The sequence below is a fragment of the Paenibacillus sp. V4I7 genome (assembly GCF_030817275.1).
Classification (GTDB): domain Bacteria; phylum Bacillota; class Bacilli; order Paenibacillales; family NBRC-103111; genus Paenibacillus_E.
On record NZ_JAUSZD010000002.1, the window covers coordinates 3,064,315 to 3,089,364 of the forward strand.

20 protein-coding genes and 2 pseudogenes are annotated in these 25,050 nt (G+C 43.3%); 20 read left to right on the forward strand and 2 right to left on the reverse strand.

Features of this window, described 5'->3' with window-relative positions; genetic code table 11:
* Positions 1–33 precede the first annotated feature (33 nt).
* The 9 genes and pseudogenes from QFZ80_RS15200 (at position 34) to QFZ80_RS15240 (ending at position 6,423) form a co-directional block, all read left to right on the forward strand.
* Positions 34–507, forward strand: a complete 474-nt coding sequence (locus QFZ80_RS15200) for a GNAT family N-acetyltransferase (RefSeq protein WP_307559716.1) — start codon at positions 34–36, stop codon at positions 505–507.
* A 611-nt stretch (positions 508–1,118) separates the two neighbouring features.
* On the forward strand, positions 1,119–1,796 hold the full coding sequence (locus tag QFZ80_RS15205; RefSeq protein WP_307559717.1) for a hypothetical protein: 678 nt from the start codon (positions 1,119–1,121) through the stop codon (positions 1,794–1,796).
* Positions 1,771–2,379, forward strand: coding sequence for a carboxypeptidase-like regulatory domain-containing protein (locus tag QFZ80_RS15210; protein ID WP_307559719.1), 609 nt, complete (start codon positions 1,771–1,773; stop codon positions 2,377–2,379). Before QFZ80_RS15205 ends, QFZ80_RS15210 begins: the two co-directional genes overlap by 26 nt.
* 236 nt (positions 2,380–2,615) lie before the next feature.
* Positions 2,616–2,969, forward strand: a pseudogene (locus QFZ80_RS15215) (GNAT family N-acetyltransferase); the annotation flags it as partial.
* 105 nt (positions 2,970–3,074) lie between these two features.
* On the forward strand, positions 3,075–3,869 hold the full coding sequence (locus QFZ80_RS15220; protein WP_307559721.1) for a Cof-type HAD-IIB family hydrolase: 795 nt from the start codon (positions 3,075–3,077) through the stop codon (positions 3,867–3,869).
* Positions 3,870–3,958: 89 nt separating this feature from the next.
* On the forward strand, positions 3,959–4,684 hold the full coding sequence (locus tag QFZ80_RS15225; RefSeq protein ID WP_307559723.1) for a metallophosphoesterase family protein: 726 nt from the start codon (positions 3,959–3,961) through the stop codon (positions 4,682–4,684).
* Positions 4,685–4,854: 170 nt separating this feature from the next.
* A complete protein-coding gene (locus QFZ80_RS15230; protein ID WP_307545759.1) occupies positions 4,855–5,343 on the forward strand; it encodes a GNAT family N-acetyltransferase in 489 nt (162 codons plus the stop codon).
* A 70-nt stretch (positions 5,344–5,413) separates the two neighbouring features.
* On the forward strand, positions 5,414–5,743 hold the full coding sequence (locus QFZ80_RS15235) for an NAD-dependent epimerase/dehydratase family protein (RefSeq protein WP_307559725.1): 330 nt from the start codon (positions 5,414–5,416) through the stop codon (positions 5,741–5,743).
* A complete protein-coding gene (locus QFZ80_RS15240; RefSeq protein WP_307559727.1) occupies positions 5,740–6,423 on the forward strand; it encodes an NAD-dependent epimerase/dehydratase family protein in 684 nt (227 codons plus the stop codon). The genes QFZ80_RS15235 and QFZ80_RS15240 overlap by 4 nt, the downstream gene beginning before the upstream one ends.
* A 430-nt stretch (positions 6,424–6,853) precedes the next feature.
* Here the strand turns inward: QFZ80_RS15240 and QFZ80_RS15245 are convergent, their stop codons facing one another.
* Entirely contained in the window at positions 6,854–8,137 is a 1,284-nt protein-coding gene (locus tag QFZ80_RS15245; RefSeq protein WP_307545751.1) for an IS110 family RNA-guided transposase, read from the reverse strand.
* Positions 8,138–8,352: 215 nt separating this feature from the next.
* Between QFZ80_RS15245 and QFZ80_RS15250 the strand changes: the two are divergent.
* Positions 8,353–8,883, forward strand: a pseudogene (locus tag QFZ80_RS15250) (IS110 family transposase); the annotation flags it as partial.
* A 286-nt stretch (positions 8,884–9,169) separates the two neighbouring features.
* Here QFZ80_RS15250 and QFZ80_RS15255 read toward each other — a convergent pair.
* Positions 9,170–10,399 carry an IS110 family RNA-guided transposase gene (locus QFZ80_RS15255; RefSeq protein ID WP_307564129.1) on the reverse strand — a complete coding sequence of 410 codons (1,230 nt, stop codon included), beginning with the start codon at positions 10,397–10,399 and terminating at the stop codon, positions 9,170–9,172.
* A gap of 696 nt (positions 10,400–11,095) precedes the next feature.
* Between QFZ80_RS15255 and QFZ80_RS15260 the strand changes: the two genes are divergently transcribed.
* The 10 genes from QFZ80_RS15260 (at position 11,096) to QFZ80_RS15305 (ending at position 25,047) form a co-directional block, all read left to right on the forward strand.
* Complete coding sequence (locus QFZ80_RS15260) at positions 11,096–12,835, forward strand: sensor histidine kinase (protein ID WP_307559729.1); 1,740 nt, start codon at positions 11,096–11,098, stop codon at positions 12,833–12,835.
* Positions 12,836–12,852: 17 nt separating this feature from the next.
* Positions 12,853–14,460 (forward strand): response regulator, encoded by a 1,608-nt coding sequence (locus QFZ80_RS15265; protein ID WP_307545743.1) that lies wholly within the window; start codon positions 12,853–12,855, stop codon positions 14,458–14,460.
* Positions 14,461–14,602: 142 nt separating this feature from the next.
* Complete coding sequence (locus tag QFZ80_RS15270; RefSeq protein ID WP_307545741.1) at positions 14,603–16,105, forward strand: ABC transporter substrate-binding protein; 1,503 nt, start codon at positions 14,603–14,605, stop codon at positions 16,103–16,105.
* A 103-nt stretch (positions 16,106–16,208) separates the two neighbouring features.
* Positions 16,209–18,500, forward strand: a complete 2,292-nt coding sequence (locus tag QFZ80_RS15275) for a glycoside hydrolase family 2 protein (protein WP_307559731.1) — start codon at positions 16,209–16,211, stop codon at positions 18,498–18,500.
* Positions 18,501–18,688: 188 nt separating this feature from the next.
* Entirely contained in the window at positions 18,689–19,621 is a 933-nt protein-coding gene (locus tag QFZ80_RS15280) for an ABC transporter permease (protein ID WP_307545737.1), read from the forward strand.
* 11 nt (positions 19,622–19,632) lie between these two features.
* A complete protein-coding gene (locus QFZ80_RS15285) occupies positions 19,633–20,523 on the forward strand; it encodes a carbohydrate ABC transporter permease (RefSeq protein ID WP_307545736.1) in 891 nt (296 codons plus the stop codon).
* 24 nt (positions 20,524–20,547) lie between these two features.
* Entirely contained in the window at positions 20,548–22,818 is a 2,271-nt protein-coding gene (locus tag QFZ80_RS15290) for a beta-glucosidase (RefSeq protein WP_307545734.1), read from the forward strand.
* A gap of 287 nt (positions 22,819–23,105) precedes the next feature.
* Positions 23,106–23,228 (forward strand): hypothetical protein, encoded by a 123-nt coding sequence (locus QFZ80_RS15295; protein WP_307545732.1) that lies wholly within the window; start codon positions 23,106–23,108, stop codon positions 23,226–23,228.
* Positions 23,229–23,461: 233 nt separating this feature from the next.
* Complete coding sequence (locus QFZ80_RS15300) at positions 23,462–24,169, forward strand: MOSC domain-containing protein (protein WP_307545730.1); 708 nt, start codon at positions 23,462–23,464, stop codon at positions 24,167–24,169.
* A gap of 257 nt (positions 24,170–24,426) precedes the next feature.
* The gene (locus QFZ80_RS15305) at positions 24,427–25,047 is read left to right on the forward strand and encodes a hypothetical protein (RefSeq protein ID WP_307545728.1); all 621 of its coding nucleotides are present in this window, start codon (positions 24,427–24,429) and stop codon (positions 25,045–25,047) included.
* The last annotated feature ends 3 nt before the right edge of the window (positions 25,048–25,050 follow it).

A 25,050-nucleotide genomic window follows, 5' to 3' on the forward strand; every position in this document is an offset into this window, starting at 1 on the left:
CGCTATCGGAAACTATAGTTTAGGAGGTTAGCAATGGTTTCAATAATTCAAATGAAACTTGATGATTCATATAAAATTCGTGATATTGACCGGTCGGAAACAATCGAGCTGATTTATAAATGTAAGGACGGAGTTCTTGAAGAAATAAAAGCAAGGCATGAATGTCCAAATTGGAAAGAAGACAATTATCAGGAGATAATTTCACGATATGAATTTGAACTATCTAACGGCGGTACGGCTTTTGGAGCATTTGATAGAGATAAATTGATTGGGTTTGGAGTCTTAGCAAATAAGTTTAGAGGTAGAGAGAATAATCAACTTCAGATAGACCTGATGTATGTGACACGTAAGTATCGAAGACAAGGAATTGGTAGCCAAATTATCGACTCACTAAGTAAAGTAGCGATTGAAAAAGGTGCGAAATACTTATATATTTCTTCAACTGAAACTGAATCTGCAGTGAAGTTTTATTCAAGTTGGTTCCGCCATTACCTCAGAAATAGATGAGGAATTATTTGAAAGAGAACCTTATGACATCCATATGCTAAAAAAATTGTGAATCCGACTCTGTTAACATAAGGTAGGATATTGAACTAACGAGGAACGATAGTGAAATGAAAGAGAAGTTTGATTAAGCCGCTGCATCGTTTACGCGGCTTTTTTTGATTAACCGAAGAAAGCTACAACTTGAACCAATAATTCACATTGCATGGATTAGGCTGATAATGTGATAATTAGGTCGTGTTTTAATAGAACCTAAGTAAGTTGGTGAAGTAGATTGGAAACCTTTCTAGGTGTATTAGGTCGATTCGTCGGATGGATAGTATTTGAAATCATTATTGACTGCATCTTTAAATTATTGGGATATGTTATTAGGAAAATAATTTCCTTAATTAACTTCGTTTCAAAGGGAATATATAGACTTCTTAAAGTACAATAATTCAAGCATCATCATTCGATGATGCTTTTCTTATGCTCATGAGAGTTTCTTGGACGGCTTTTCTGTTTCAACAAGAGATTAGTTTTGTTTTACATGGCATTATGAATCGTCTTTTTTGTTGGTTAATAATTGGATTTGGAGGAAAAGTAAAAGCATCCAAGATACGGAAGGTGATCCTTTGTCACGGTTGCTGTCTCTGCTGCTTGTAACATTGTTGTTACTACCCACGGTTGTCATGGCTAAACCAGAACAAACGCAAGATGCAAATAAGTTAGCTGAACGCTTAAAACGCTTAGAACCGGATGAACCCAAAGATATTGCTGATCCTCCGTTTGGGCAACGAGCGTTTCCATCAAAGTTAAAGTCGCCACAAGAATTAATCAGAAACGGAAAACAGCTTCCTTATAAGGTATTGCTTGATAAACCTGATTGGGAGCGTCCGGCTTATAAATCTTACTGGCACAGTAGTGTCTCGGGTCGATGGTCATATGTACCGAACCGTTTGCACTACGCTCAACATCGTTTGTTTACTACTCCGACAGCCGCGTTATCTAATTATTATGATTTCGTCCATAATCTTGGTTTGAGCGAAGAGTTGATTAATGTTAAGTCTCAACCTCAAGATGCGGATCGGGAAAGATTTATCGGTCAAATCATGGTAGTTGTTATGCAAGCGAAGATTGAAAAGGTGCTGACAAGCGGTAATCAAGTTGTAATTGTTGCTAGACCTCAAATAAATGGCGTACAAGCATTAACTGTAAATAAGGTGGATATGAAGCTCGATAATCCGAAAGAAGCGGTGCTGTTTCAGCTTGTAACACCGGAGAGTGATGAAATTGATTTCTCGTTGTATTAGAAGCAGCGTGATTGTGCTAGTTCTTATTTTGTCTGCTTATGATTACGTTGAAGCAAGTCCGGCAAGTGGCATGGTTGAAGCAACCATGAATTTTAAAGTTTCATATGTATTAGAAGGATACGGAATGAAGGAGAAACCTTTCAGTGATGAATCAGTTAAACCTATACCTAATGCGCGTCTGATTGTGATTAACAGTAATGGTGATATCGTAGCCAATGGAATAACAGACAATAAAGGGGAGTGGAACGTCAATATTAGTCCTCCAATTGATCCGCGTTTTCCATCAAAGAAAATGGGCGTAGTGACCGTTATTACCGTGGCAGATGGGTTTAATGAGTTCATTAAGTTTGTTGTACCAGTAAACGAACATGGAGATGGAGTAGGTGCGGCTTCAATCTCTCTTAGACCAATCAGACCTGATGCCCGTAATGAACCCTCATTCGACGCTACGTTTCATCGTTTTACTGTTTTTGGGATGTTGGATTACTACGCCAATAAAGTCGGGCTTGTAAAACAGAAACCGATTAAAGGTGCAGAAGGCTTTGGTGAAGTTGATATGCCTTGGAGTGCAACGTTAAATTGAAAAAAGCCCTGAAATGGGCTTTTTAGTGCATTATTGTGCTATTTGATTTTTACGTTCTGATAGCGCTCTATACCGTGAATATAATTGAGGAATGAAATCATGTACGGAGGGCGTTGTGAATGAATATAGAGATTCTACCTTTGAATGAGTCCCTTGTACCTAATGTTAAAGGCTTGATAGCTGGATACATAAATTTTTCTTCCAATGCGTGAGACGAAGCTGATACATCGCCCGAGCAGTTAGAGAAATGTGAAAAAATCCTAAATAGCTTTATAAGTAATAACTTCGCACAATGTTATTTAGCTATGCATGACCAAGAGTACGTGGGATTTATTGTGCTTTCCTGGAGCTTTTCAATATCCAAAGGGTATCCCGTACTTCGAATAGATGCGTTATATGCATCGCCATTACATAGAAATAAGGGTATAGGTCGGAAGCTGATGCAGTATGCAATTGACTTAGCTATTGAGAACAAAGCGACCCGATTACAGCTCGAAACAGACGATGATAACACTCCAACTAGCACTTTATATAAAAATCTCGGATTTAAATTAATACCAGGTAAGGGTGTGTATATGTCATTTTTATAATCGCTTTGTCATTAAGCTAAAGGGCAGATTAATTCAATAGTGAGTCTAGCATCTCTCCTGAAATTAGGTTAATATTGGAAGAATTACTTGTGAGGAGAGATGCAGATGTCGGACATACAAGCAATTGTTTTAGACTTGGACGGAACTTTGCTCGGCAATGACAAATCCATATCACCTAGAAATTATCAGGCTGTTAAAAGATGTTATGATTCTGGAATTCATATTATTGTTGCCACGGCGCGACCGCCTAGAGCGGCTGATCAATTTGTAAAGAGTTTTCTTTTTGTAGACTACTTAGTTTATTACAATGGTGCCCTAATAACTTGCAAGTCTAAGCAAACTCAGCGGCACATTAGTATCCCAATGGAGATTAACCAACAAATTAACAATTTCATCGAGTTACATGCACCTCAATCGTTAATTTCATACGAGGTCAATGACTCATGGTATACGTGTACACCAATTCCTGACTCGCAACTTGGTCATTTCGGTATCCGTTCAAATGATCCTAAACCCCTAGTTGTTGATAAGGATTTTATTAGTTCACTATCCCCGACAAAAATATTGGTTCATGGCTACAGCACGTGGAGGGATGTTATCGAGCAATTCGGCGACCATGTGAACGTAATCGCAACCGATGGAGGATTATTGGTTCAAATCATGCAAAAATCAGCCTCAAAGGAAGAAGCCGTGCAATGGGTGCTTCATGATATCGGGTTGAAGTCAGAAAATGTAATGGTATTCGGGGATGACTTTAACGATTTAGGACTATTCCATAAGTGCGGATTTCCGATTGCTATGGAAAACGCAATAATTGAGCTGAAAAATTTTGCAAAACACATTACCGAATCAAATGATAACGATGGTGTTGCTGTTGCTCTTGAGAAATTTGTGGTGTAATCACTTGCTGATACTGATTCAACAACCCTGAAAGTAGCCGAGCACCAATCGAATTTTCATTATTAGGGACATGGAATGGGAGTATGTTAATGAAAAAAATAGCAGTAATAACCGATATTCACGGAAATAGCCCTGCATTAATGACGGTGCTTCAGGATATCACTTCCAAGAGTGTTGATCACATTTATTGTTTGGGGGATGTAGTTGGCATTGGACCCGATTCCAACGAAGTTCTTGAATTACTATTGTCACGAACTGATGTTTCATTCGTCGTGGGTAATCATGATGTAGCGGTATTGGCCGCTTTTTATGGAGATGACGCTCCGAAAGGACATCAAAATGAACGGCACCATCACCAATGGTTGGCAGATAGAATTAACCCCGAGTACATCGAAGCGATGAGTAAATGGCCAAAACAATTAATCGTCAATCATTTCAATAAAGTACTGCTATTCACTCATTATCATCTCAATCAAGAAGGCTGGTTTTTGTCTATTGAAAAGAACCCGTCAACGGAGAATTTAGATCAACTCTACAAAGAAACCAAGTATAAGATGGTATGCTTTGGTCATCATCATATGATTCACCATTTTGTTTCTAGCAAAAGAACTTATTTTAATCCTGGTGCATTAGGTTGTCACGATAAACCGCGCGCTAGATACGGCATTGTTTCGTTAACGGAGAAAGCAATCAGCGAAGAGTTAATTGAAGTTCCCTACGACAATAAGGAGTTTCTGCAATCTTATATTCAGTTGCAAGTTCCTGAACGGGAATTTATTCTGAAAATTTTTCACGGTGGGCAATTAACTTATTAGGAACGATTTGTTGAACTAACGGGAGACGATAGCGCAACAAACAAGGGGAGCAGATCGCGGCAGCTGCTCCTTTTCTCATTGAAGTAATGGGCAGGTTTCAGCAAAACAAGGAACCATCCCTTGTTCTAGCGAATTGATAACAGGGCATCTAATTCGAGGAGGAAAGATAAGTGGTTCAACTAACCCCTGTTTCGGAAGATAATAAGGAAGTTCTTTATAACCTTTATCAGTTATATCATTATGATTTTAGTCAATTTTCTGCGATAGACATAAACGGCTCTGGGTTATATGAAATCAGTTTGGAACACTACTGGCAAGATCCTAGATGGAACCCATTCTTTATTTATTGTGCAGACAAAATTGTTGGTTTCCTTGTTGTTTTATTTGAAAATTATGATGTTGATCCAGATCCTACACACGTTATTTATGATTTTCTGGTTCTTAGGAAATTTAGAAGAAACGGAATAGGAAAGGAAGCCGCAGTAAGGACCTTTGATTTATATAAGGCAAATTGGAAAGTTGCTCAAAAGAGTTCCAACGAGCCTGCTATTCTATTTTGGCGTCATGTAATTAGGGAATACACGGGTGATAGATACACGGAATTATTTAGGCAAGACCTAAATAAGTATGTTCAAACCTTCAGCACTAAAGGATCATAAATAACGAACGTTCATTGAACTATCGGGAACAAGAGCTCAAACTGTACATTCGGTTGGGAGGGATTGTAAGATGCGGATTCTGATTATTGGAGGCACTCGGTTTATTGGACCTTTTCTTATTAAAGAACTGATTAATAAGGGACATGAGGTTGCTGTATTTAGTCGCGGAAATAATAAACTCGATCCTTCTTTCTCGAGCAAGATAACTTATTTTGTTGGTGATACAAGCCAACTGATGGATTACAAAGATAAATTTAAAAGTTTCGCACCGCATGTCGTGGTACACATGATTGCTTATACTGAAAAAGACGCTCGGATGGCAATGAATACGTTTGAGGGTATCACGGATCGGATTGTGGTTTCCAGCAGTATGGATGTTACCAAGCCTATGGTAATTTGATTCGTCTGGAAAACGTTCCGACCATTCCAGTACCGTTTAATGAAGACGGTCCGTTAAGAACGGAACTCTATCCCTACGGCGTTGATTATGAAAAGCAATTGGTTGAAAACACTGTCTTAAGTAAACCCCTTCAATTGCCTGGTACTGTCCTAAGGCTTCCGATGGTATATGGCGAGGGTGATTCATCCAATAGACTATATAAATACGTAAAGCGCATGCTTGATAATCGAAATGCCGTTATACTTGATGATCTATATGCCAACTGGCGCGGCACTCGCGGACATGTTGAAAACGTAGCGCATGCTATAGCGTTGGCAGCAACAAATGAAGTTGCCAAAAACCGCATATATAACGTTGGTGAAGAAGTGTCTCTTTCAGAAAAGGAATGGGTTCAATTGATTGCAAAGGTTATGAAGTGGGATGGGAAAGTTCACAGCATTCCCAGAAGCGATTTACCTGAGCAACTGATCTATTCGTTGTTGGATTTACGACAAGATTGGGTTGTGGACACTTCGTGCATACGGAATGAACTAAACTATAGCGAACTGGTATCTATAGAAGAAGCGGTTTCTCGAACTGTTGACTGGGAAGAAAACAACCCTCCGAAAGAACTTCACCCCAAAGATTTCCCGAGATTTGATTATGAATCAGAGGATTTGGTGTTGACAAAGATAGTCTGAATGATTCAGCTAAACATTCCTCCCTCTGTATGAAAGGTTTTTCTCGCTAATGCTCGCTCATTCGCAGGATATCTGCCCCTTTTATGGAGGATACCGATTGAATTTCTAGGATAGTTACTAGACTCTATGAAATTTAGGCATGCGGGAACAGAGGGAAAGTACCATCTCCCATATTCATCCAGTATGAGCGCTATTCTCCACGATGCCCTTGGAGGTTCACCCTCCCATGTCTCAACGGGTCTATGCCCTTACATTCCTTCGTTATACCTGTCCAAGAGGTGGAGGCCGGTGATGCTGTTAAGCAACGGGTCTGTGCCCTTTTGAATGTTTCACTCGGTACTGCCAGCGCTATTTATAGCTGTTTATCCTGCGAATGAGCCAACATGCAAAAACAAAGATGTGTTACGACGACTTAGCAATTAAAACGACTTTAAGCTGCCTCCTGCAGAGGCATCGCAATTGTAGGATCAAAATGATCCTTACTTCGTGAAATCCCAATCAGAATACGGGCGAGCTTGCCAATGAGTTTAAAAATGGAGCGGTTCTTCTTCATTTTCTTCACTTGAACGTTGTGGTCATGCCATGACCGGAAAGCCGGATTGTTCGTAACTAGATGCACTACGGCGAGATACAGGTACTTGCGTAACTGACGCCTTCCTCGTTTGGAGATAACGATTTTACCCTTATGCTTACCAGAGCTGTCCTCTGCAAGATTTAGACCGGCATGAGAAAGTATTTGGTTGCCGTGTGTATAGTTACGTAGGTCTCCGGTTCCGGCCAAAATGGCGGCGATGAAGAGCGTACTGAGCCCTTTAATGGAGCGTAGAGGAGTAGTGATGTCGGGAATCATATCCAGCAACTTCAGGATCTCCTGCTCAATCTCTTTCAGCCTTGCTGCAAGCTTCTCGTAATCTTCAAGGAGGTACTTCAGGTTTTGCCTTTCTTCCTGCTCGCAAGTGGTACGTCCAATGGAACGACGGGATACAGCAAGAAGTAGAGCCGCTTTCTGTAGACTGCTGGAACCGCCGGCACGTTTCATATGCTTCCGCCAACCTGTAATGATCTCCTCAGCGGATAGAGCCTTGAGATCTATCGGTAAGGGAAAAGACTTGAGTGTTGCAATCGAACGCGGAATTGTCCAATCCTTAAATATTTTTCCATATTCAGGGAAGTTGATGTCTATCCAGCGAAAGATTCGATTTTTTATGTGGGCAAGGTCCTTCGACCAGGACTCCCGATTGTTCATGATTGTGCGTAAACGCTGATATATCGCTTCATTTGGGGCGTAGAGAGAGTAAAATCCGCGACATACGGCATCTGCGATCACCAGAGCGTCTTTCACATCATTTTTGGACTGGGAATTATCTCGATTTTCCTTGTTTCGCTTCGTTGTTAGCGGGTTCACCAGCACCAGTTCGATTTGCCTGGCAGTCAGCCAATCCGCTAAGTTAAACCAATAGTGACCTGTTGGTTCAAGTCCAATAAGCACGGAAGTGTAACCGTGACTTTCTTGGAGTTTCTGATACCAATGTAGCAGTTTCGTAAAGCCGTCATCGGAATTTCTAAAGGAAATGTATCGTCCAATCTCGATTCCACGAAAATTGACCGCACGTGCAACGTGTGTTTCCTTAGCAATATCGATGCCGATTACAAGATGCTGAGTTGTAATTCTCTCAATACGTTGATTTTCCGCGTAACGTTGTTTAAACTTCATAGTAAAGCGTCCTCCTCAATATGGGTCTGTAAGTCACTGGCGGTGACATGATCCATCATACAGGGACGCTTGTACTTTTTTCAAAGCCAAAATCTTAGCATCTACAGGAATGCTGTAAGTACTAAGATTTGGACTTTGTCAAAAAAGGAGCGCCTCGGTATGATGGGTTTGTGCACGGGTTAGAAACCCAATACCATCAAGGAGGCGCTCTTACTATGAAGTTTAAACAAAACGATGGACAAAATCAACGTATTGAACGAATTTCCACCTCTCACCTTGTAATTGGCATCGACATGGCGAAGGAAATTCATGTAGCGCAAGCCACTAACTTTCGGGGTATCGTTCTTGCCAAGCGACATCTATCATTTACAAACGACTTAGAAGGATTCGAAAGATTACAACGTTGGATGGCTGAATTACAACAGAAGCACCAATTGAAGACCCTAATCATCGGTATGGAGCCAACCGGACACTACTGGTTTAACCTGGCCAATTGGCTTTCAGACAAGGAAATAAATGTTGTCATGGTGAATCCTGCAACCACTAAACGAAACAAGGAGAACCGGGATAATTGTCCTTCCAAGAGTGATCCTAAGGATGCACTTGTCATCGCAGACGTTGTCTGTCGAGGCTATTACTATGAATACACAAGACAGGCTACCGTCTTTCAAAGGTTGCGGACGATAATGAGTGACCGGGAATTTTGGGTGACAAATAGTGTCCGGATGCAGAACCGGATCATCCGTGATTGCTAGGCTAATCTGTTAGAAGGCGTGCGGGAACAGAGGTGGAAGTAGCCTCACCCAAATTGTTCCAAATGCTGCACGTATTCTCCACGTAGCCCTTAGTGATTGTCGCTCCCATGTCGGGGCGGGTCAAAGCCCTTTCATTCCTTCGTCACACCTATCTAAGGGGTGGAGGTCGGTCTTTCTAACGGAACGGGTCAGAGCCCTTTTGCGTAACGTATCCCGATACTCCGTGCTTTCTTTTGTCATCCTGCGAATACACCAAATCACGTAGAATGTGCTTGGATTAAGCGGCTAAAGTAAAGACTTTATTGGGGTTGTAGACTTCGTTGCTGCGAGTCAAACCGACTAAAAGGCGGGCCAGCTTGCCGATTAGCTTCATAATAGACTTCATTTTTTTAAGTTTCTTAACCTCGACATTTTGTTGATGTATCGACTTAAACTCAGGGTTCGTCATAACCATACACATCGTGATTAAATAGAGGAAGTGCCTAAGACGTGGGCGGCCCCGTTTACTTAGTTCCATTTGACCCTTCCATTTTCCAGAGCTCGCTTCAGCTAAATTTAAACCTGCGTGACGCGATAGAGAATTCCCGTGAGCATACCCGCTAAGGTCACCTGACTCTCCTAGAACGCTTGCTAAAGCAATAGCACTTATGCCAGTAATGGCAAGGATTTTGCCTGTATAGGGGATCCGTTCGAGAACGCTTTTGACCTCATCTTCAATCTTCTGAAGCTGTTTATTCGCTAAGTCGTATTCCTCAAGAAGATGTTCAAGGTGGAGTTTGTAAGCGTGTGTTGCTTGTTTGGAACCAACAGTTCGCTTGCCAAGATCGATGAGCGACTGAGCTCTACGTACACCTGAGTGCCGTTTCATGGAATTCTTCCATCCTGCAATAACATCAGCCGTATTTAGCTTACATAAATCCTCGGGGAGAGGAAACAGTCGAAGAGTTGCCAAAGCACCCTTACAAGTTAAGATCTTAAAGACTTGCCTTAGTTCAGGAAACACAATGTCGACCCAACGATGGATCTGATTCACTGCACTTACAAGCCGTTTAATGACGGTTTCTCGATTTGCCATTAGGACCCGCAGTTCTTCGTATTCTGTGGAATGGAAGCGGACAGGGGAATAGTAGCCGTTTTTCATCATATCTGCGATAACGAGCGCATCCTTTTTGTCACTTTTAGATGGTGTATTGTCGCGGTTTTCCTTGTTCTTTTTAACTAAGTGAGGGTTAACGAGTACTGCTTCAATTGCTTTTTCCTTCAGCCAATGGGCGAGGCTGAACCAGTAGTGTCCTGTGGGCTCCATACCGACGATTACCTCAACTAACTTGTACGAGGCTAACAAGTCACTAATCCAGCGAGAGAAAGATGTGAAACCCGACTCATCATTACTAAATTCCAATGGATTACCAAGAGCAATACCGCGGAAGTTAACAGCTCTGGCAACATGAGTCTCCTGAGCGATATCTACACCAATAACAAGGTGATTAGCAGTAATGTTTTCAATGAGTTGATTTTGCTTTGCTTGTGCTTAAAATTTCATAGTAGAGCGACCTCCTGATGTGGGATTTTAAGGGCTGTAGACCCGTTGTATACTCCCATCGTATAGAGGCGCTCTTTTTTATTCAAATTCCAAATTTTTCGTTCCACAGGAATTCTAACGGTGAACGTTAGTTGAAAGAGATCTATTGATGTTTGTAAGAAGTACTTCAAAACTTAATTGTATTTTAGCTTAATTTTTCAACATAACCACTTCAGAGCTTTATTTGTACTTTATATTTCACAAAAAAAGCCAGTAAACCCTTGAATTTGCTGGCTTCTTGCACTTCAAAACTTTATTGTCTCCCAACAAAGACCTTGTTGGTTTACAAATAAGTTTTGAAGTAGACAATAAAGTATTGAAGTGACAAATAAAGTCTTGAAGTAAAACTCGGAAAACTGCGCATCATATTTTTGGTTTCCTCAACTACTGGCAGTGGTTTTTATTTAGCGAAAGGGCAGCTTACTATGATATGTTTGTGGTGTTAATCATAGAAGCGAAAGACGGCTTAAGTCGTTATATGCATAACAATATGTCGTCAAAACGGTAGCGAAGACGGTTGGAATCCTATATGATTTGCGTTGGCATACTAAGAATATGAAGTTGGACTGCAGAGAAGACTCTCGGCGGTCCTTTTAGACTTCCAGAAGGGAGAAACATTGGATGGGACTGCGGCTTCCGCATATATCATGGAATTCCATTCGGTTCAAGCTGGTAGCCGGGCTGCTCTTTGTGATAGTTCCTCTCATTACGCTGCTGATCTACAATAATTTCTACAGCATTCATGTCGTACACAATCAGGTGGCGTCGTCAATTAAAAATTTAATCACTTTGTATCAGGGGCAAATCGATACCCAACTGAAGGATGCGGATCGCAATTTGATCAGCATGGTGACTTCCGATTATAGTGTCCGTTCCATGAATACTCCTAATTCGGAGGACGAATATCAGCTGGCCAAACATAGCGTTTCGGATAAACTAACTAACGATATTGTTCTTTATAAATCGGTCGATGCTTTTTTTGTGTATTCACAGTCAAGGAAGGATTTGTTAGACGTTTTTAAAGCATCGGTTTCATTTCCAGAGAGGGATCAGGTTGAGCAATATTTACAGCGTTTGCTGAGCGAACGTACTAATCTCGCGGAGTTCCGCGGTAGCGGCTGGTTCGTTAAAAAAATCGGACAAGACTATTACATGCTGCGCGTCATTCAATCGGGTGATCTCTATATTGGTGCCTGGGTGAACGCTAGAACGCTTCTCATCCCATTGAATTTGATTGATTTGGGCAGCGAAGGGAGCGCACTATTCGTAACAAATCAAGGGGAGCTGATGGTCAGTACCAATCCAATACCGGTTGAAAACATTGATTTTACGAAGAGCTTTCAGCAGTTTTATATGTCGGGAAGCAAGAATAACTTGCTAATTGTCGGGGAGCCATCTCAGAAAGGCGACTTTAGCCTGGTTGCAGTTATTCCGGACAAACAAATTTTGCAAAATTTGCCAATTCTGACACGTGTCATAGAAATGATTTCACTTGCCTCCATTGTACTTTTACCGATAAGTCTATTTTTTCTCCACCACATTCTACTCGTACCGCTTAAACGGATGATTGCAGTTATGAGAAGGATCAATGATGGATACGTTAACGTTCGAATCGAGTCATATCCGGCTTCTGATGAGTTTCTATTGGTCAACCAAACCTTTAACCGAATGATGTCGCAAATTGAACAATTGAAAATCAATGTATACGAAGAACAGCTTAGCAAGCACAAAGCGGAGCTTCAGCACTTGCAGTTGCAGATTAACCCGCATTTTTTCATGAATTCTTTGAACATCCTGTTTAATCTGGCTCAAGTGAAAAACTACGAATTAATTCAGGAAATGACGTTATGTCTTGTCCAGTATTTCAGATTCATGTTTCGAAGTAATTTGACGTTCGTTACGTTGCGGGAAGAATTGCAGCATGTCCGAAACTATATCCGGATTCAGGAGCTCCGGTTTCCAAACAGCTTAACTTGTACGATCGATTCACCCGATTTCCTGGAAAATATTCCGATCCCCCCCTTGGTGATTCAAACCTTTTTGGAAAATTCAATCAAGCATAGTGTCACGCTGGAAGAACCCGTGCATATTTCGGTTGCTATCGATTTGATGGAAAACGGATTGGAACCTTATATCGAAATCATCATTCGCGATACTGGCAAAGGATTTTCGGAGGATGTATTAGCTGAGATTCGTTCCGGAAACCGAGTGGTCGACGAACAAGGCGAGCATATTGGTATTTGGAACGTACGTAAGCGATTGCAACTGTTATATGGGGAGCATGCGGACATTTCCTGTTACAATGGTTTCCCTAGCGGCGCTGTTATAGAAATCAAACTTCCATATCAATCGGAAAGATAGGAAAGGGGTTCCCTTGTATGCTTCAATTATTGATTGTAGATGATGAAATTCATGCTGTAGAAGGAATCCGGTCGGGAGTCGATTGGAAGAAGCTTGGTATAACCGCTGTATTCTCGGCTTTTACCGTAAAACAAGCCAAAGAGCTGTTCGAAAATGAGCGAATAGATATTATGCTGTGTGATATCGAGATGCCACAAGCTACGGGACTGGAGCTGGCGGAATGGGTTAGGGAGCGATATTCGAGCACGGCGACGATATTCTTAACCTGTCATTCCGATTTCAAATACGCCCAGCAAGCTCTCCAGTTGGGCAGTTTGGACTATATTCTTAAGCCAATTCCATTCAGCGAGCTGGAAAAAACGATCCTAAAAGCGATCGAGAAAATCAATAAAGAATCGGAATTAGCCCAATTCAGCCAATACGGCCAGTTCTGGTTCCAGCATCAACCGATGCTCATTGAGCGATTCTGGCTGGATATCATCAATCAGACGATTCCTCCCAGAGCGGAGTCAGTGAGTCGAGCCGCGGCAGAACGCAACATTCCTTATGCCGATAAAATGACATTTGTTCCGGTACTCATTAGCGTTCAGAGATGGCACAAGCAACTGACGCTGCGCGATGAGAAGATCATGGAATATGCACTAAAAAATTCGGCTGAGGAAATCATACTGGGCAGCAGTCAGAACGGACAATTGATCACGCTGAGCAGCGGAAGATTGCTTGCTGTCTTGTCTACCGAAAGTTATTCCGAAATCGAATCGTCGTTGAGGCAATCGTGCGAACGTTACATTGATGCCTGCAGGCAGTATTTTTATTGCGATCTTTCCTGTTATATCGGAGAAAAAGTACACGGTCACGAGATGGTCGAGACGGTAACCCGGCTTCGTGATTATGAGAATAACAATGTGGCTTACAACAATAAGGTTTTCCTGCTTACCAGGTTTCAGAAACAACCTATGATTAAACAGCTCCCCGACATGAGCACGTGGTCGATTATGCTGAAGGAGGGGGGATACGCGAAAGTATTAGAGGAAGCAACCTCTTTTTTGGACCTGCTGCTGAGGCAGGATGGTTTGGATGCGAAACTGCTTCGACAGTTTTATCAGGATTTTCAACAAATGATGTACTATATGCTCCAGACGAAAGGAATTCAAGCTCATCAATTGTTTAGCGATACCATCTCGCTGGAGTTTTCTGCAAACGCGACCCGCTCTGTAACCGATCTCATCGCATGGATGAATTACGTGGTAAACAAAGCGATGGAGTATGCGAATACAGTTGAACAATCCTTCAGTGTTGTCCAAAGAGTTATCAGTTACATTAAGCAGCATATCGCAGAAGACTTAGCGAGGGAAGAAATTGCGAGTCACGTGTTTTTGAATCCGGACTATTTGACCCGGATCTTTAAAAAGGAAACCGGGATGGCCGTTTCAGATTATCTGTTTCAAGAACGTCTTAAGCTTGCAAAGGAACTGCTCACGAAAACCGATATGCCGATCAGCGCTGTGGCATCGCATATTGGGTATGCGAATTTCTCCCATTTCTCCCGGATGTTCAAGAAGCATACTGATCTGAATCCAGTCGAATACCGACAGGTTCACCAACAAGTCCAGAGTGAAAGGTAGTCGGCAAATGCACAGCGAAAAGTCGTGAGCGGAGCAGAGCCGAATCTGCAGCAAAAGTAAAATAAAGATAACTTCGCTGAAGATTCCAGGTTACCTCAAACGGTTTCATAAGCGAACAACAAATTGTAAATGGGGGAGTACCATGAAGAAAAGATTCATGTCGGCAAGCGCACTCATCATCGGGTCTATGCTCTTTCTATCCGCGTGCGGCGGCAGTAGCGGAGGAGCGGCACCGGCCGGGGATAAAGAGGTTAAGCCAGAGGAAAAACCGACGGAACTGAATGTCGCCTTCCCGATTTTTGGTGCAGTGCCTAAGGAGTTGTCCATTGTTGAGGATTCCATTAATCAAATCGCACAGAAGAAAATCAATGCTACGGTGAAATTGACACCGATCAGCTTCGGAAGCTGGGAGCAGCAAATGAACCTGATGCTAAGCAGCAACGAAAAGCTGGATTTAATGTTTGTAGGAGGCAACGGCTACAGCAGCTATGTCGCGAAAGGTCAAATTGTTGCGCTTAACAAACTGCTTGAACAGCATGGCAAAGACATAGCAAAAGCGATGGATCCGGCTTATCTGAATGCAGCCAAAATTGCCGGATCGGTCTACGCGATTCCAACCGTCCGCGACTTTGCTGCCTATAATGGTCTGACAATGCGGAAGGATTTAGTTGACAAATATCACATCGATGTCAACAAAATCCGTACATTGGATGATGTAGAATTGGTATTGAAAACGATTAAGGACAAAGAACCGAATGTGACACCGTTGATACCAGGCAATATCGGCAGAACGATGCTCGATTCGTACCGTACGTTTGACATGCTCGGGGATTCGCTCGGCGTTTTGCCGAATTTCGACAATAACCTGAAAGTGGTCAATTTGTACGAAACCCAGGAGTATGCCGAGTTCATTAAGAAGATGAGGGGCTGGTACACGTCTGGCTTGATTCTGAAAGATGCGGCAACGAACAAAACTTCCCAGTTCGATTTACTCAAGTCGAATCGAGGATTCGCTTACTTCTCAAATATGAAGCCAGGGTTTGAGCAGCAGGAAACGAAGAGCAGTGGCATTCCGGTGGTCACAGCAAACTTGCTTCAGCCTGTTTCTACAACAACGAACGTCACAGGTGTCATGTGGGGAATTCCGATTAATTCCAAGACGCCGGAAAAAGCCATGGATTTCCTGAACCTAATGTATTCAGACAAGGATATCGTCAACCTGTTCGATTGGGGTGTGGAAGGCAAACACTATGTGAAATCGGACAATGTCATCGACTTTCCTCAAGGCGTTGACTCCAAAACTTCGGGCTACAACTTGAATATGGGGTATATGTTCGGCAATCAGTTTCTCTCTTATGTATTTAAAGGCGACGATCCGAAAATATGGGAGAAAATGGACCAATTCAACAAATCGGCGTTGAAATCTAAGGCACTCGGCTTTACGTTCGACGCAAATGCGGTCAAGGCGGAATATGCCGCGGTGACCAACGTGGTTACACAGTACAAGCTTCCGCTTGAGACGGGGAGTGTCGATCCGGAGAAGGTCTTGCCGGAGTTTATCTCCAAGCTGAAATCCGCCGGAATTGATAAAATTATCGCTGAGAAGCAAAAGCAGCTCGACGAGTGGGCGAAAAGCAGTAAATAATCAGTTCGGCTCCTATTCATTTGCCCCGGTCAATATCACAGTTGACCGGGGAATTTTTTGACTGGGATCCAATCATCTCAATCGACACCGAAAGGGGTAAAATATGATGCTAAATATCATGCCATTAAACGATCAATGGACATTCACGAAAAATAATAATCCCTCCTACGTACTTGAGTCCATCCAAGACGGCCAGTTTGTCACACTGCCTCATTCCTGGAACGATACCGACGGTCAAGGCGGTAGTGAACAGTACTACCGGGGGCAATGCTGGTATCAGCGGATTTTGAACATTTCCCAAGAGGATTTGACAAAACGCATCTACCTGGAAATCGGCGCTGCCGGGAATATGGGTCATGTTTATGTCAATGGCAGCTCGGTCGGGGACAGCCGGTGCGGATATGCCATGTTTAGAGTCCCTTTAACCCCCTACTTGAAGGAGGGGGAAAATCTTATCGCCATTATGGTTGACAACAGCTACGACAACACAGTGTTCCCCCTAATGGCCGACTTCACCTTTTATGGCGGATTGTACAGGGAAGTGAAACTTCTTGTTATGGACGATATCCACTTTGACGTCATGGACAATGGACGGGATGGTGTCTACTTGACGCAACGGAAAATCGCACCAGAAACGTTTGAATTAGCCGTCCATGGTCAAATCGTGAATGAATCTTCTGTCTCCAAAGAGGTAATTCTTCAAATACAGCTCAAGGATGAAGTAGGAAAAACAGTCATGGAGGAAAGTTCAGAACTTGCTCTTGGAAATGAAGCAAATTTCAGGATAAGAAGTGAAATCGCAAATCCGATTCTTTGGGACGGCGTAGATCAACCCTATCTGTATACGGTAGAGGTATCCGTCGTCATCGAGGGACAGGTCTGCGATTTGCGGCTTGTCGCGATCGGCTTTAGAACGGTTGAAGCGACAACGGAGCAAGGCTTGCTCTTGAATGGCAAACCAGTCAAGATCAACGGCGTATGCCGACATCAGGACTTCGCTGGTGTGGGCAATGCCATTACGAAAAAGCATATGGATGAAGATATGGCCTTGATCCGGGAAATCGGAGCGAACAGCCTTCGTCTTGCCCATTACCAGCATGATGACTATTTTTACAGCTTATGCGACCGTTACGGACTGTTGGTATGGGCCGAAATTCCATTTATCAGCATTCCTTCCACCAAGGACCCGGAAAATCATAATGCGGAAGAACAGCTGGAAAAGCTTATTAAGCAGGCCTATAATCATTGTTCTATCTATTGTTGGGGTATCCAAAATGAGATTACAATTGCCGTAGAGACGGAGCAAACTTATAAGACTATCAGAAAACTGGAGGCTCTGGCCAAACAGTGTGACCCTAGTCGCTTAACAGTTCAAGCTAATATTAACGGTGTCGAGAATGAAAGTATTATAAATAGCTTTACTGACCTGATCGGATACAATTTATACTACGGCTGGTATTATGGTGAAATCAAAGACTTGCAAGTACGCCTTGATGAGTTTCATCAAGCTCAACCTAAAATTCCTGTATTCGTATCCGAATACGGTGTAGATACTAATACAAAGTACCACTCCTATACGCCGCAAGTCCAAGATTATACGGAGGAATACCAGCTCTTATTCCATCATAATGCCCTGGAAACCTTCGATAAGCGAGTGTTTGTATTAGGCGGTTATGTATGGAACATGTTTGATTTCGGCAGTGCAAACAGAAATGAAGGCGGTGAAACAGGAAAGAACTTGAAGGGACTTGTTACCATTGACCGGAAAATCAAAAAGGATGCCTTTTATCTTTACAAAGCTTTCTGGTCTAAGGCTCCCTTCGTTCATTTAGCCGGCCGCCGATTTGTGAATAGACACCAAAAGCTCAATGATATCGTGATCCTGTCTAATGTGTCTCATGTCAAAGTTTATCTAAATCAGACTCTTCTTACCGAAATAAACAGCGGCGAACCGATGAAAATCGTGAAGGATGTTTCGTTTATCGAAGGGGAGAATTGCGTAAGAGTTGAAGGTACGGACGAGCATGGCGTCATCCATACGGATGAGATTGTGCTTCGTTATGCAGCGGAAATAGATCAAAGTTATATCCACGTTAAACCGGAAAAAGCAAAAAATGTCGTTAACTGGTTCGAAAAGTTTGATCTGTCCAATGCTGAGCCTATCGAATTGAGAGACGGGTATTATTCTACATTTGACACGATCGAAGACTTTTATGCCAATGAAGAGGCGAAAGCGGTATATCTTAAATATTTCGGAGATATGACCAATAATCCGTTCTTTGAGGTGATGAGAGGGGTCATGTCTATTCAGAAAATGTCCCAACTGGTGCAATTTAACATTGTCCCGGAATTGTTGGTAGTCATCAACAAAGAACTGAATGTGATAAAAAAATGATTACTGTATTGTCCCTGTCAACTTTGCCTGTTGACAGGGACAATTTTTTGAATCAAAGGTGGAAGGCTAGTCGGCAAAGTGCAAACGAGAAGTCGTAGAAACGGTAGTGGGACGAACGGGATTTTATTACTATGAGAGTACAGCAAGATACCATACAAGGCGATAGAAATGGAAAGGGGAACTTCGGAATGACAAAACGTACGCATAGCAATGCCAGGAAGAGAATATGGAAATACAGTCCGCTCTATCTAATGATGATTCCGGGAATAGCATACTTGATTATCAATAACTATTTACCGATGTTCGGTCTCACGATTGCTTTCAAGGACATCAATTTCACAAAAGGAATATGGGGGAGCGATTGGGTCGGTTTTCAAAATTTTAAGTTTCTGTTCCAAACGTCTGACGCTTATATAATAACCCGCAATACGATACTTTATAACGTGGCATTCATCTTGATCGGCCTTATCGTTGCGGTTGGTTTCGCCATTCTGCTGAACGAAATCAAGAGCAAGATTGCTTCTCGTCTGTATCAAAGCATTATTATTTTGCCTTTTTTGATTTCGATGGTATTGGTCAGTTATCTCGTATTTTCGATGTTAAGCATCGAGAGCGGATTTATGAATAAGACGCTCCTGCCGGCGCTAGGCATCGAGCCAATTTCCTGGTACAACGAACCGAAATACTGGCCGGCCATTTTGACCTTGGTCCATACCTGGAAGGGTGCAGGGTACGCATGTATCATCTACCTGGCTGCAATCATCGGTATTGATCCGGAATATTACGAAGCGGCGAAGCTGGACGGGGCATCCAAGTGGCAGCAAATCCGTACGATTACGATACCGCTGATCACTCCCGTCATCATCATGCTGACGCTCCTTGCGATCGGGCGCATTTTCTACTCAGACTTCGGCCTGTTCTATCAAGTCCCGATGAATGCAGGAGCCCTCTTCAGTACTACGAACGTCATCGATACGTACGTGTTCCGCGGTCTTTTGCAGCTTGGTAACATCGGCATGTCATCAGCCGCTGGTTTCTATCAATCGATAGTCGGATTCGTGCTCGTTATCGTTTCCAACTATGTTGTTCGAAAAGTCAATAAAGAAAACGCGCTGTTCTAAGGGGGATATACATGAATAATGAAAATCGTGTTTGGCAGTGGGCCGCACATCTTGTGATGATCTTGTTTTCACTCAGTTGCCTGCTCCCGTTTGTTCTTTTGGCAATGTCGTCTGTAACGGATGAAAAGACAATCCTGCAGAATGGGTATTCTTTTTTCCCAAAACAGTTCAGTTTAAGCGCATACGAATATTTGTGGCAGCAATCGTCTCTCGTTTTTAACGCTTACGGGATTACAATTCTCATAACCATAATAGGGACAACGGTAAGTCTATTAATCACATCGTTGCTCGCTTATCCTTTATCGCGTCGCGATTTGCCGGGCGGAACGTTCTTCGCCTTTCTGCTGTTTTTCACTTTGTTGTTCAATGGCGGCCTTGTTCCAACGTACTTGATTTATACACAACTATTCCATATCAAGAATACGCTGTGGGCGTTGATTGTTCCGGGACTTTTAATGAATGGCTTTAACGTGCTCCTCATGCGAACGTTCTTTATGACGACAATTCCGGTTCCGGTATTGGAATCGGCCAGCATAGACGGTGCAAGCGAATTTAAAATGTATTACAAAATTGTACTCCCCCTCTCGCTGCCGATTCTGGCCACCGTCGGCTTGTTTCAGGGATTGGCTTACTGGAATGACTGGAATAACGGATTAATTTATGTTACCAATCCTAAATTGTTTAGTCTGCAGAACGTACTCAACCGGATTATGAGCGACATCCAGTTCTTGGCTAGTAACAGCGAGATCGGCTCGCAAGCTGGCGAGAGCATTGCGCAGCTGCCCAGCGAAACGTTCCGGATGGCGATTGCGGTGATTGCCGTGATCCCGGTTCTGATCGCATATCCGTTCTTCCAGAAATACTTCGTTAAAGGTATGACCATTGGTGCTGTTAAAGGTTAATTTTATTACATTAGGAGGGTAACCATGAAAAGAAATATTCAAGAATTGATTTCACAAATGACTTTGGAAGAGAAAGCATCTCTCTGCTCGGGACTTGACTTTTGGCATACGAAAGGGATTGAGCGGCTCGGCATTCCATCCGTCATGATGACGGATGGGCCTCATGGACTTCGTAAGCAGCGCGCGTCGGCAGATAATTTGGGACTGTTCGATAGCGTTCCTGCTACGTGCTTCCCATCTGCAGCGGGGCTTGCTTCTTCGTGGGATCGTGAGCTGATCGGCAAGGTCGGTGTGGCGCTAGGGGAAGAGTGCCAGGCTGAAGACGTCGCCATTTTGCTTGGCCCCGGCGCCAATATCAAGAGATCGCCGCTATGCGGGCGCAATTTCGAATATTTTTCGGAGGATCCGTATTTGTCATCTGAAATGGCTGCTGCTCATATTCAAGGGGTACAGAGCCAGGGTGTGGGCACGTCGCTAAAGCATTTCGCCGTAAATAATCAGGAACACCGTCGGATGACGACCAATGCGGTTGTGGATGAGCGTACGCTGAGGGAGATTTATTTGGCCAGCTTCGAGGGAGCAGTTAAGAAAGGTCAGCCGTGGACGGTCATGTGCGCATATAACAAGCTTAACGGAGAGTACTGCGCTGAAAATGAGCGTCTGCTTACGGACATTTTGAAGGACGAGTGGGGACATGAGGGTTTTGTCGTTTCTGACTGGGGCGCAGTGAACGAGCGTGCAGACGGTTTGTCGGCAGGGCTTGAACTGGAGATGCCGACAAGTAACGGCGCCGGTGACTGTAAAATCGTCGAAGCAGTGAAAAGCGGCAGGCTGTCAGAGAAAAAGCTCGACGCGGCTGTTGAGCGGATATTGAGCATTGTCTTCAAGGCGGTCGACAGCAAGAAGCCGGATGCTTTCTTCGATCAGGAGGCGCATCATCTGCTGGCACGGGAAGTCGCGCGTGAAAGTATGGTGCTACTTAAAAACGAGGACGGAATCTTGCCATTGCCGAAGTCCGGCAAAATCGCTGTCATCGGGCAACTTGCCAAGCAGCCGAGATATCAAGGCGGAGGCAGCTCGCATATTAAGCCAACCAAGCTCGAGGATATCAGCGAGGAGCTTGCCAAATCGGCTGGAAGCGGTGCGGAGATTGAGTACGCCCAGGGCTATGTGTTGAGCGGAGATCAAACTGATCCACAGCTTTTGAAGGAAGCGCTCAAGCTTGCAGAAGATGCATCGGTCGTTATTCTCTTCGTCGGATTGCCGGATCGTTATGAATCGGAAGGGTTCGACCGTGAACATATGAATCTCCCAGCCAATCAATCGGAGCTGATCGAAGCGGTGACGGCCGTGCAGAAACGGACCGTGCTCGTGCTAAGCAATGGAGCTCCGGTGGAAATGCCTTGGATCGGCGGCGTAAAGGCTGTGCTCGAGGCTTACTTGGGAGGACAAGCGCTGGGTGGAGCGATTGCGGATCTGCTGTTCGGCGATGCCAATCCTTGCGGTAAGCTGGCCGAGACGTTCCCTATTCAGTTGAGCGATAATCCATCATATTTGAATTTCCCGGGTGATGGAGACCTTGTGGAATATAAGGAAGGTATTTACGTCGGTTACCGCTATTATGAAAAAAAGAAGCAGCGTCCGCTCTTTCCGTTTGGCTACGGGCTGAGTTATACAAACTTTGAATACAGCGGACTTGTCTTGGACAAAAACGCAATGAACGATATAGAGACTTTGAACGCCACGGTTAGCATTAAGAATGTGGGTAACCGCGCAGGAAAAGAGATCGTGCAGTTATATGTGCGTGATGTAGCCTCAAACGTAACGCGTCCGGAAAAGGAACTGAAAGGTTTTATTAAAGTGGCTCTCAATCCGGGGGAAGAGAAAACAGTCACCTTCACTCTTGAAAAACGTTCCTTTGCATACTTTAATACGGAACTTAATGACTGGCATGTTGAGACAGGTGAATTTGATATATTGATCGGTAAGTCTTCTTCAGATATCTTGCTCAAAGGGACACTACTGGTGAACTCAACAGTGCAAATCACTAAAACCTATACGCGTAATTCGACGGTAGGAGACTTGATGGAGAATCCGCAAGCTGCTGCAACCGTAACGGATTTGCTGAAGCATTCGCCGTTTGCCGCTTCCGGTGGCGGAGAAGAGGGCATGTCCGAACTGATGGCTGCGTTCCTGAAGTATCTGCCACTGCGTGGCTTAGCTGCATTCAGTGGAGGCGGACTGACGGAGGAGACTCTCGATTCATTGCTTGAGCGGTTGAATGAAAAGAAGTAGCACGAAGGTGACTTGCGGAAGCTGTTCTTGTAAGTAAAGAATTTCTTAAACAGCTATATGTAAATTTCTAAATAACTGCTAAATAATTTATCCTGAGCAATCTAGTTTTACCTATAACCGCCTAACCCTTGTTTATCGGGTTAAGGCGGTTATTGATTTACTCACATACCTTCATGCTAGCTTTAGCATTCTATGGATCTTGAAATAGGTTAATGGGAAGGTAATTGAGGGTGTGGTGTAATGACATTCAAGCTTTCTAAGCAATGACCTTCGAGAGGGAGAACTTTATGAGAAAAGTTCAAAGTTTTTCCGTTCCGGTTATGATCGGAATCATAGTTTATCTGAAAATTGAAGATATCATGGTGCGCAATGCCTACCGCGCCAATTCTGTCATGGAAGGTTATAAATAAGTTGGGACAATATTCTTCTAAGTCCATAACACTAAAAGATACAATCGAAATTATAAGCTCATTAAACTAAAGGGCAGTTATCTGCAATAAAAAAGGAAATCTAATCCACGAATAGAAAATAGTAATTTAAGATTATTGAGTTAGGGGATCGATGTTAATAAGAGGGAAAACCACTTTTCCAGGCTAACTTATCAGGAAGCCACAAACGATACCCATATAAAAGAGGTGAAGTTGTGAGGTCCAACCTTGAAGGGAGAATCAAGGAAATTCGTAGGTATCCAATAAAATCTGTTTTAGGCGAATCATTATCAAATGTGTTAATTGATCGTCGTGGTCTTTACGGCGACCGCATGTGGGCAATCCGAAACAGTAGTGGGAAGTTTGGGAGCGGGAAAACAACCAGACGATTTCAGAAGATGGACGGGCTGTTCAAGTATAAAGCACGATACGATGGTTCTATTCCGATTGTAACGACACCTGATGGAGTGGAGTATCGAGGCAATAGTGAAGATGTTGACGAGGTATTGAGTAAATGGCTCGGATTTCCTGTAACGCTGGCACGAGAAGAGTCAATATCTCATTTTGACGAGGGTCCAGTAAGTATCATTACAACATCATCATTACGAATGTTAAGCAAGCAGTTGGGGGATTTTGTGGATCCTCGACGTTTTCGAGCAAACATATTGATAGATATCCATTCAACAGGGTACATCGAAGATGACTGGTTGGGGCGCACTATCAAGATTGGTAATACTGTTAGCCTAAAGGTTGTTGCACCTCTACAGAGGTGTGTGATGGTGAACAATGCCCAAGAAGCCTTGAGTGATGATTCTCGGATTCTCCGTGCATTGACTCAAAATCATGACGCAACATTTGGCGTGTGGGCAACGGTTGAAACATCTGGTGAAATTGCTGTTGGTGATGCAACGCTGTTGTTATGAAAAAAAAGAAGAATACCAAAAAAATGAGAAGACCGTAAATCAACTCCGTAAAGAACTCGATCTTCCTGTACAATAGTTTATTTTTCTCCGCACAACTAAGCTAACGGATACGTTACTTCAATAAACTACAAAATGAGGCTGCCTCCGCGAAGACGAGTGGTAGCCTCATTAAGCTATCGGGCAGCAAAGCGGAAACAATTCAAACTTTGTTTTGTCTATATCTGAAGAGAGAATAAAAGTCAACGGAGTTGAAAAACGTGAATGCATATAAAATGACTGATATAACTAATACAATGCGTATCCATATAAAACGTGGAATGCGTAATGTATTACTTTTTCTGTTGTTAGGTTTAAACGCTGCTGCACCCGTTTATGCGACAAGTTGGGTCGACTTGCCAGCCGAGGATGTTATCTCGAAGGCGTCGATCGTCGTGGAAGGCACGTACGATTTTTCCAAGAGACGCGGCGAACCTAAGATGATGTGGGTAGGTTACGACTTCAAAGTGAGCAAAGTCTACCGAGGGGACGTTGCGACTAGTTTGGTGGCAGGGATTGACGGGTTCGATACCGGGTGGGCGGATGAGTATCAACGGGAAAACGGAAAATTTCTGTTGTTACTGGAGAAAGCGGAGCAAGTACGTTACCCGACGCCTATCGCTGGGCCGAACGGGATGGTCCGAATCAAAGACGGAAAAGTACAGCATCATGATGAAAAAGAGCGTGAGGCTTTCCAGGCGTTTATCGACTCTACGGTACATACAATGCCTAAGCAATCCACTGGGGTGACTGGGGATGCCGGATATCTGTGGTGGATCGCTGCGCCGCTCGTGCTGATTGTAATTCTTTTCTATCTTATCTACCGTTTCAGGCGTACCTGAAGT

Excerpts from the sequence above, each read along its gene's own strand:
- QFZ80_RS15245 (WP_307545751.1), bottom strand. The coding sequence starts at position 8,137 with ATGAAGTTTAAACAACGTTACGCGGAAAATCAACGTATTGAGAGAATT.
- QFZ80_RS15225 (WP_307559723.1), top strand. The coding sequence starts at position 3,959 with ATGAAAAAAATAGCAGTAATAACCGATATTCACGGAAATAGCCCTGCA.
- QFZ80_RS15295 (WP_307545732.1), top strand. The coding sequence starts at position 23,106 with ATGAGAAAAGTTCAAAGTTTTTCCGTTCCGGTTATGATCGGAATCATA.
- QFZ80_RS15260 (WP_307559729.1), top strand. The coding sequence starts at position 11,096 with ATGGGACTGCGGCTTCCGCATATATCATGGAATTCCATTCGGTTCAAG.
- QFZ80_RS15270 (WP_307545741.1), top strand. The coding sequence starts at position 14,603 with ATGAAGAAAAGATTCATGTCGGCAAGCGCACTCATCATCGGGTCTATG.
- QFZ80_RS15290 (WP_307545734.1), top strand. The coding sequence starts at position 20,548 with ATGAAAAGAAATATTCAAGAATTGATTTCACAAATGACTTTGGAAGAG.
- QFZ80_RS15280 (WP_307545737.1), top strand. The coding sequence starts at position 18,689 with ATGACAAAACGTACGCATAGCAATGCCAGGAAGAGAATATGGAAATAC.
- QFZ80_RS15235 (WP_307559725.1), top strand. The coding sequence starts at position 5,414 with ATGCGGATTCTGATTATTGGAGGCACTCGGTTTATTGGACCTTTTCTT.
- QFZ80_RS15275 (WP_307559731.1), top strand. The coding sequence starts at position 16,209 with ATGATGCTAAATATCATGCCATTAAACGATCAATGGACATTCACGAAA.
- QFZ80_RS15210 (WP_307559719.1), top strand. The coding sequence starts at position 1,771 with ATGAAATTGATTTCTCGTTGTATTAGAAGCAGCGTGATTGTGCTAGTT.
- QFZ80_RS15285 (WP_307545736.1), top strand. The coding sequence starts at position 19,633 with ATGAATAATGAAAATCGTGTTTGGCAGTGGGCCGCACATCTTGTGATG.
- QFZ80_RS15200 (WP_307559716.1), top strand. The coding sequence starts at position 34 with ATGGTTTCAATAATTCAAATGAAACTTGATGATTCATATAAAATTCGT.
- QFZ80_RS15265 (WP_307545743.1), top strand. The coding sequence starts at position 12,853 with ATGCTTCAATTATTGATTGTAGATGATGAAATTCATGCTGTAGAAGGA.
- QFZ80_RS15220 (WP_307559721.1), top strand. The coding sequence starts at position 3,075 with ATGTCGGACATACAAGCAATTGTTTTAGACTTGGACGGAACTTTGCTC.